The sequence below is a fragment of the Nostoc flagelliforme FACHB-838 genome, assembly GCF_014698065.1.
Classification (GTDB): Bacteria; Cyanobacteriota; Cyanobacteriia; order Cyanobacteriales; family Nostocaceae; genus Nostoc; species Nostoc flagelliforme_B.
In genome coordinates this window covers 1-4,922 of the sequence record NZ_JACJSI010000420.1, presented here as the reverse complement: position 1 = coordinate 4,922, position 4,922 = coordinate 1, and the positions used below count along the sequence as shown (strand labels likewise).

The window sequence follows — 4,922 nt, the reverse complement described above, 5'->3', positions numbered from 1 at the left end:
AAGTTTTGCCATCATCCATCAGTAATAACATTAATATTCTCTGTGTTAACTGTGGATTATTACTCTCTGATAGAGCTTTTTGTAAATTCTCTTTCTGTAATTTACTTAAGTATTCTTTGGCTGGCATAGCAGTAAGTCCACGAGTTTATTTAATTTACATTTTATGCAAATTAGATGTGGAACAGCTTATTAGCGACTAGGAGAGAAAGCTCCTTTTGAAATGCTAGAAATTGCTAAAACACAGTTAAAGTATTTGTTCGCCACCGGGATAACAGAAGGAAGAACGGGGAGCATAGAAGCCAAAGGTAATTTCAAGCGGTCGTCTTGGTCGTAAAGCATAGACAGGATGGCTTGGTTGAAGGAACTCCAAATCAACAATTTGCCAAGGGGTAACGATCTCTGCAACATAAGGATAAACACCACTGGAGAATAGACATCTTGCAAAAGTAACAAATGCCAAGATGTTGGATCGCATATTAAAGGTTACTGGGTTTTGGGAAATTCCATTCCTTTTCCCCACAAATGCCAATAAGTCTAATTACTATCGCAGGATAATGTGCTATTACTTTACTGAATGAGCATTCAATCAATAAATAAATGGAAGGGAAAAGTTCGCGGCAGGAACAAGCGTTAGTGCGGCGTGAGCAACTGGTAGATACAGCGTTGGCGCTGTTTTCCAAGCAGGGTTACGATGCGACGAGCATCAAGCAGATTGCAGCGGCGGAAGGAGTGGCAGTAGGACTGCTGTATCACTACTTTCCGAGCAAGAGTGCAGTTATGAGGGCGATTTGGGAGCGGCACAGCTTTTTGCCGGAGCTACGTGCTTTACTTTTGGTGGAGCATAACGAGACAGCAGAGCGTGTTTTACGGGATGTGGCGGAGCGTTTTTCGGCGATGCTTGCTCATAAGGAGGCGCTGTTTCGCCTCATGGTACGCGAAAGCCAAAGTAACCCCGAAGTTGCAGACTGTCTGCACACCATCGTGGAAGAAGGGATCAAGGCATTGGGAGCTTATCTGGAAAGGCGGGTTCATCTGGGAGAGTTGCGGCCTCACGATACAGCCTTGACTGCCAGAACACTTCTTGGAACAGTGTTGACTACGCATTTGGCCCGTTTGCCGATTCGCCCGTGGGCAGAGCTGGTTGCCCAACTGCTGCACGGCATTAGCAGGCATTCTGACCACGTTCGCCCTGGACAAGACTAATCTTCAAAAGTGAGGTTGAAATTATGGAGACAATGATCCAAACAGATGTCATCATCGTTGGAGCAGGGCCAACCGGACTTTCGCTGGCCGTGCAGTTGATGCGTTACAACATCGACTTTGTAATTTTTGACAAAAAAGAAGGCGTCACTGATTTGTCAAAGGCTTTAGTCGTTCACGCACGTACACTGGAGATTTACGACCAAGTTGGTTTGGCGCAAAAAGCCATTGCAGGTGGAGAGATTGTGCTTCAAGGCAACCTGATGCATGATGGCAAAATTAGCGCTCACCTCGATTTTTGAAACTTCGGCGGACGACTTAGCCCTTTTCCTTTTCTCCTTGTCTTTGAACAAAGCAAAAACGAGCGTCTGCTTTAGGAACATCTTCAACACAATGGGAAAGAGGTTCAATGGCAGACCGAAATGGAAAGCCTAATGCAAGATATAAACGGCGTGAAAGCGGTTCTTAAAAACTCAAACGGCGAAACACAGACCATTGAAGCCCGATACTTAGTAGGTTGTGACGGTGCAAGTAGTCCAACGCGCCATCTCCTCAACTTCCATTTTGAAGGTTCGACCTACCCGCGCCTGTTTTACGTCGCGGATGTGGATATGGAGTTCCAAGGGGATGAAGCAACGTTTTACGCTGCTCTGGGCGAGAACTCGTTCGTGCTAATCGTTCCCATGCAAGGCAAGAAGCACTGGAGGTTGATCGGTAACCTGCCTGAATACGATGAGCAAGTTGACCCAGAAGTAACCTACGATAAAGTCGAAAACAAGGTCAAGCAATTAGTGCAACGCCCACTGGAGATCACGAACGTGCGCTGGTTTTCGAGTTACAAAGTACATACTCGTCGCGCCGAGAAGTTCTCTATTGGCAGATGTTTTCTTGCTGGTGATGCCGCGCATATTCACACACCTGCGGGGGGTCAGGGAATGAACACGGGTATCCAGGACGCTTATAACTTGGCATGGAAGATCGGGTTTGTTTTAAGTGGTTATGCCAAGGATTCACTTCTTGAAAGTTATGATGAGGAACGGCTGGCGAATGCGAAACGGCTCTTAGAGACGACTGACCAGTTTTTTGAAGTCGCGGCGGGTAACCAGTGGTATTTGCAATTTTTCCGTGAAAACATTCTGCCGGGTCTTGCCAGTCTTATAACACAGTTTGGCGCGGCAAAAGAGTTTATCTTTCCGATGGTTTCCCAAATCGGGCTTAACTACCGGAACAGTTCTTTAAGTAGAAATCAGGATACTCACGATTTTCAGGTCAAAGCCGGAGACAGAATGCCGTATTTTCTAATAAACGGCGCGAATGTTTACGATCTACTACGCGCTCCCAAATTCCATCTGCTCGTTTTCTCAGACGGCGAACACGGTTATCAAGGTTTGAAGCCGGAACCTGAAAAGGAATACAGCGATTTACTCGACTTCAACGTTATTCCACTTTACCCGCGCATCGTAGAAATCTTCGGCACAAACCGACCTTTTAAGGTACTGCTCAGACCTGATAATTACATCGGTTTTATCTCCAAGCTTAATTAAGGAAGATAACACAGGATTAGACAACCTATTTTTTTGGGAAAGAGGTCGCAATAGTGATTTAGGCGTTCAAGCAGTTGATACTAGTGGCAATTTAATTGGTAATTTCTTAAAACTGGATAGAAAGAATCAAGCCAATGCAGGCTACTCTATTGACACGCTGGAAATTAGCAATGCTCAACAGGTTGGTTCTTGGGGAGTCAGCCTCAAGGAATTAGGAGTTACGTCTTTAGCTGGTATTCGATTAACAGCTAATGGTAGTTACAATGGTCCTGATTTTAAAGTAGCTGCCAGACAGTCAGTGCCTGAGCCAGCAACGATATTAGGGTTGGGAGTCGTTGCGGGGCTTGGCTTGTTGCGGCGTCGTCGGTGCAATTAGATTGGGCAATAGGATTTTCCACCTGGGTAACTGTTTGGGGAATATCAATAGGTTTTGTGTCAATGAATTGTGTAGACAACACTATATTATTAATGCTTGACACCAAATCAGAACTGGCATTTTGAGCGCTGGCTAAAACAGATGCTTCATCCCTCTTGAACCACTGCCCGAAAATTGAATCACGCTGATCATCAGGGGCAACGAATTGATAAACGCAGTCCCGATTGTTTCGTGAACCAAGCCGACCCACATAGTCCAGTTTCAAATCAATCTTAGCAAGTAATTTCTGTGCGATCGCTATCGGGGTCAGTTTTTCAAAAATGGAAACATTTAAGTAATTCTTGATAACGTACCGATGTGCTACAGCTAAGGCTTTAAACTCCACCATCTTCTGGTCAGTTACACGTAACTGAACGTCTGGTGTAAGAAACTAGAACAGATTCAGGCTTTCGAGTAACAGTACAGCAGGTAATAGCTGCCCCTTGTTAAAATCTGGTTTCCAAATCGAATTTTCCCTAGCTTCTAACTGCGCTGCTGCCCGTTTAGCATCACGGTTCGCCAGAAATTCTCGCCCCAGCGTCAAATAATAGTGCATCCGCAGTTGAGGATACCAGGCGTCGTCATCTTTATCGACCAATTCAGGCGTAACTTCAACTCCGTAGCGACGGAATAATTCGGCCTTGCGTTGTTGATGTCGTTCGGTTTTCGTTTTTGCCCTTTTGTCTTGCAGCTTTTTCAATTCAGTTGGGGAGAGTTCAATATAAGAGCTTATGGAAGCGATCGCTATTCTTACCGTATGGTTCATGCCACCTTAAATCAAGGATGTCAGTATTTGGAGCGAGTGCCAAAGAACGTTTTTCCAGTAGACAAGGTTTTAGACGATGGCTCATATCTGTCCTGGATTGCTCCAGACCGCAAATCCAAGTACAAAGGTGGGTCAAGGATTCAGGTACGGATTAGAGAATACACTATCGACTCAGAGAATGGACAACAGACAACAAACTTATCGTTTAATCACCAGTTTGATGGATATTGCGCTATTTCCAGCTTTGTTGTTGGCCACAGAGTATCATTAGCGTTGGGAAATTGAAAACACTATTGATGAGTTAAAAACTCATCTCAATGGGCGTAAAACTCCTATTCGCTCTCAAAATAGGAAAATTTGATTTTCTAAGGATTATTAATTAAAAATTTGCTTAAACTCACTTTCTGATCACATTTGCTTGCCAAACTCAAGATACAAAAAAGCACCTCGTCACTACTGAAGTTGTGAGCCAATGCGTCGTTTCTTACCTAAGAATAGGCTGGCTCTCGCCATCAGAAATAAAGATGCAGCACGTTTTTAAGTAGTTTAGTTCAGCAGCATTAGTTAGCTATGAAATTATTTTCCATTGAGGAATTGGCAATTTTAACATCAGAAGCAAACGGCAACTGCGTTTCAATCTATATGCCAACTTACAAGATGAGTATGGAAACCCTACAGACCCCGCTCATGGTATTTTAGCAGTTATTATCGTTGTCTTTGGTTTAAGACACGCTTTAGGTGTGGATAATTATCTAGGGCTATTTTGGAAAGCAGTTATCTGGACTGGTATTGCAATAGCAGCGTTGTGGTTATTGATTTACGTCAGCTTAGTTAAACCTTATTTGGTAGAAGCTGTAATTCCCCAAAGAGGTAATGTCTGGAATGTAAACGTTCACAGGAGTTATCCTGCTACTGTAAAAAATAAGTACACGTAAATGGTAGATTAAGAGGCATGAATGAAAACTGCCTCGCCTACGGAATCGAAATTTCCGACTTA

Annotated in this window: 6 protein-coding genes and 2 pseudogenes; 5 read left to right on the top strand and 3 right to left on the bottom strand. The window is 43.9% G+C overall.

The window, feature by feature from the left end:
* Positions 1 to 244: 244 nt before the first annotated feature.
* Complete coding sequence (locus tag H6G97_RS45445; RefSeq protein WP_190946996.1) at positions 245 to 475, bottom strand: hypothetical protein; 231 nt, start codon at positions 473 to 475, stop codon at positions 245 to 247.
* 122 nt (positions 476 to 597) lie between these two features.
* Here H6G97_RS45445 and H6G97_RS45440 point away from each other — a divergent pair, with 122 nt between their 5' ends.
* The 3 genes and pseudogenes from H6G97_RS45440 (at position 598) to H6G97_RS55710 (ending at position 3,120) form a co-directional block, all read left to right on the top strand.
* Positions 598 to 1,203 carry a TetR/AcrR family transcriptional regulator gene (locus tag H6G97_RS45440; RefSeq protein ID WP_190946995.1) on the top strand — a complete coding sequence of 202 codons (606 nt, stop codon included), beginning with the start codon at positions 598 to 600 and terminating at the stop codon, positions 1,201 to 1,203.
* Between the two features lie 23 nt (positions 1,204 to 1,226).
* Positions 1,227 to 2,744: pseudogene (locus H6G97_RS45435) on the top strand (FAD-dependent monooxygenase).
* Positions 2,707 to 3,120 (top strand): exosortase-dependent surface protein XDP2, encoded by a 414-nt coding sequence (locus H6G97_RS55710; RefSeq protein WP_190946997.1) that lies wholly within the window; start codon positions 2,707 to 2,709, stop codon positions 3,118 to 3,120. The pseudogene H6G97_RS45435 and the gene H6G97_RS55710 overlap by 38 nt, the downstream one beginning before the upstream one ends.
* Here the strand turns inward: H6G97_RS55710 and H6G97_RS55705 are convergent.
* Positions 3,020 to 3,508, bottom strand: a complete 489-nt coding sequence (locus H6G97_RS55705) for a hypothetical protein (RefSeq protein ID WP_190946994.1) — start codon at positions 3,506 to 3,508, stop codon at positions 3,020 to 3,022. The genes H6G97_RS55710 and H6G97_RS55705 overlap by 101 nt on opposite strands.
* A gap of 42 nt (positions 3,509 to 3,550) precedes the next feature.
* Positions 3,551 to 3,925 (bottom strand): hypothetical protein, encoded by a 375-nt coding sequence (locus tag H6G97_RS45420; RefSeq protein WP_190946993.1) that lies wholly within the window; start codon positions 3,923 to 3,925, stop codon positions 3,551 to 3,553.
* Between H6G97_RS45420 and H6G97_RS45415 the strand changes: the two are divergent.
* Together H6G97_RS45415 and H6G97_RS45410 are read left to right on the top strand one after the other, a co-directional pair.
* Positions 3,905 to 4,271, top strand: a pseudogene (locus tag H6G97_RS45415) (transposase); the annotation flags it as partial. The gene H6G97_RS45420 and the pseudogene H6G97_RS45415 sit on opposite strands and share 21 nt — an antisense overlap.
* A gap of 394 nt (positions 4,272 to 4,665) precedes the next feature.
* Entirely contained in the window at positions 4,666 to 4,860 is a 195-nt protein-coding gene (locus H6G97_RS45410; protein WP_242056065.1) for a hypothetical protein, read from the top strand.
* Positions 4,861 to 4,922: the final 62 nt, after the last annotated feature.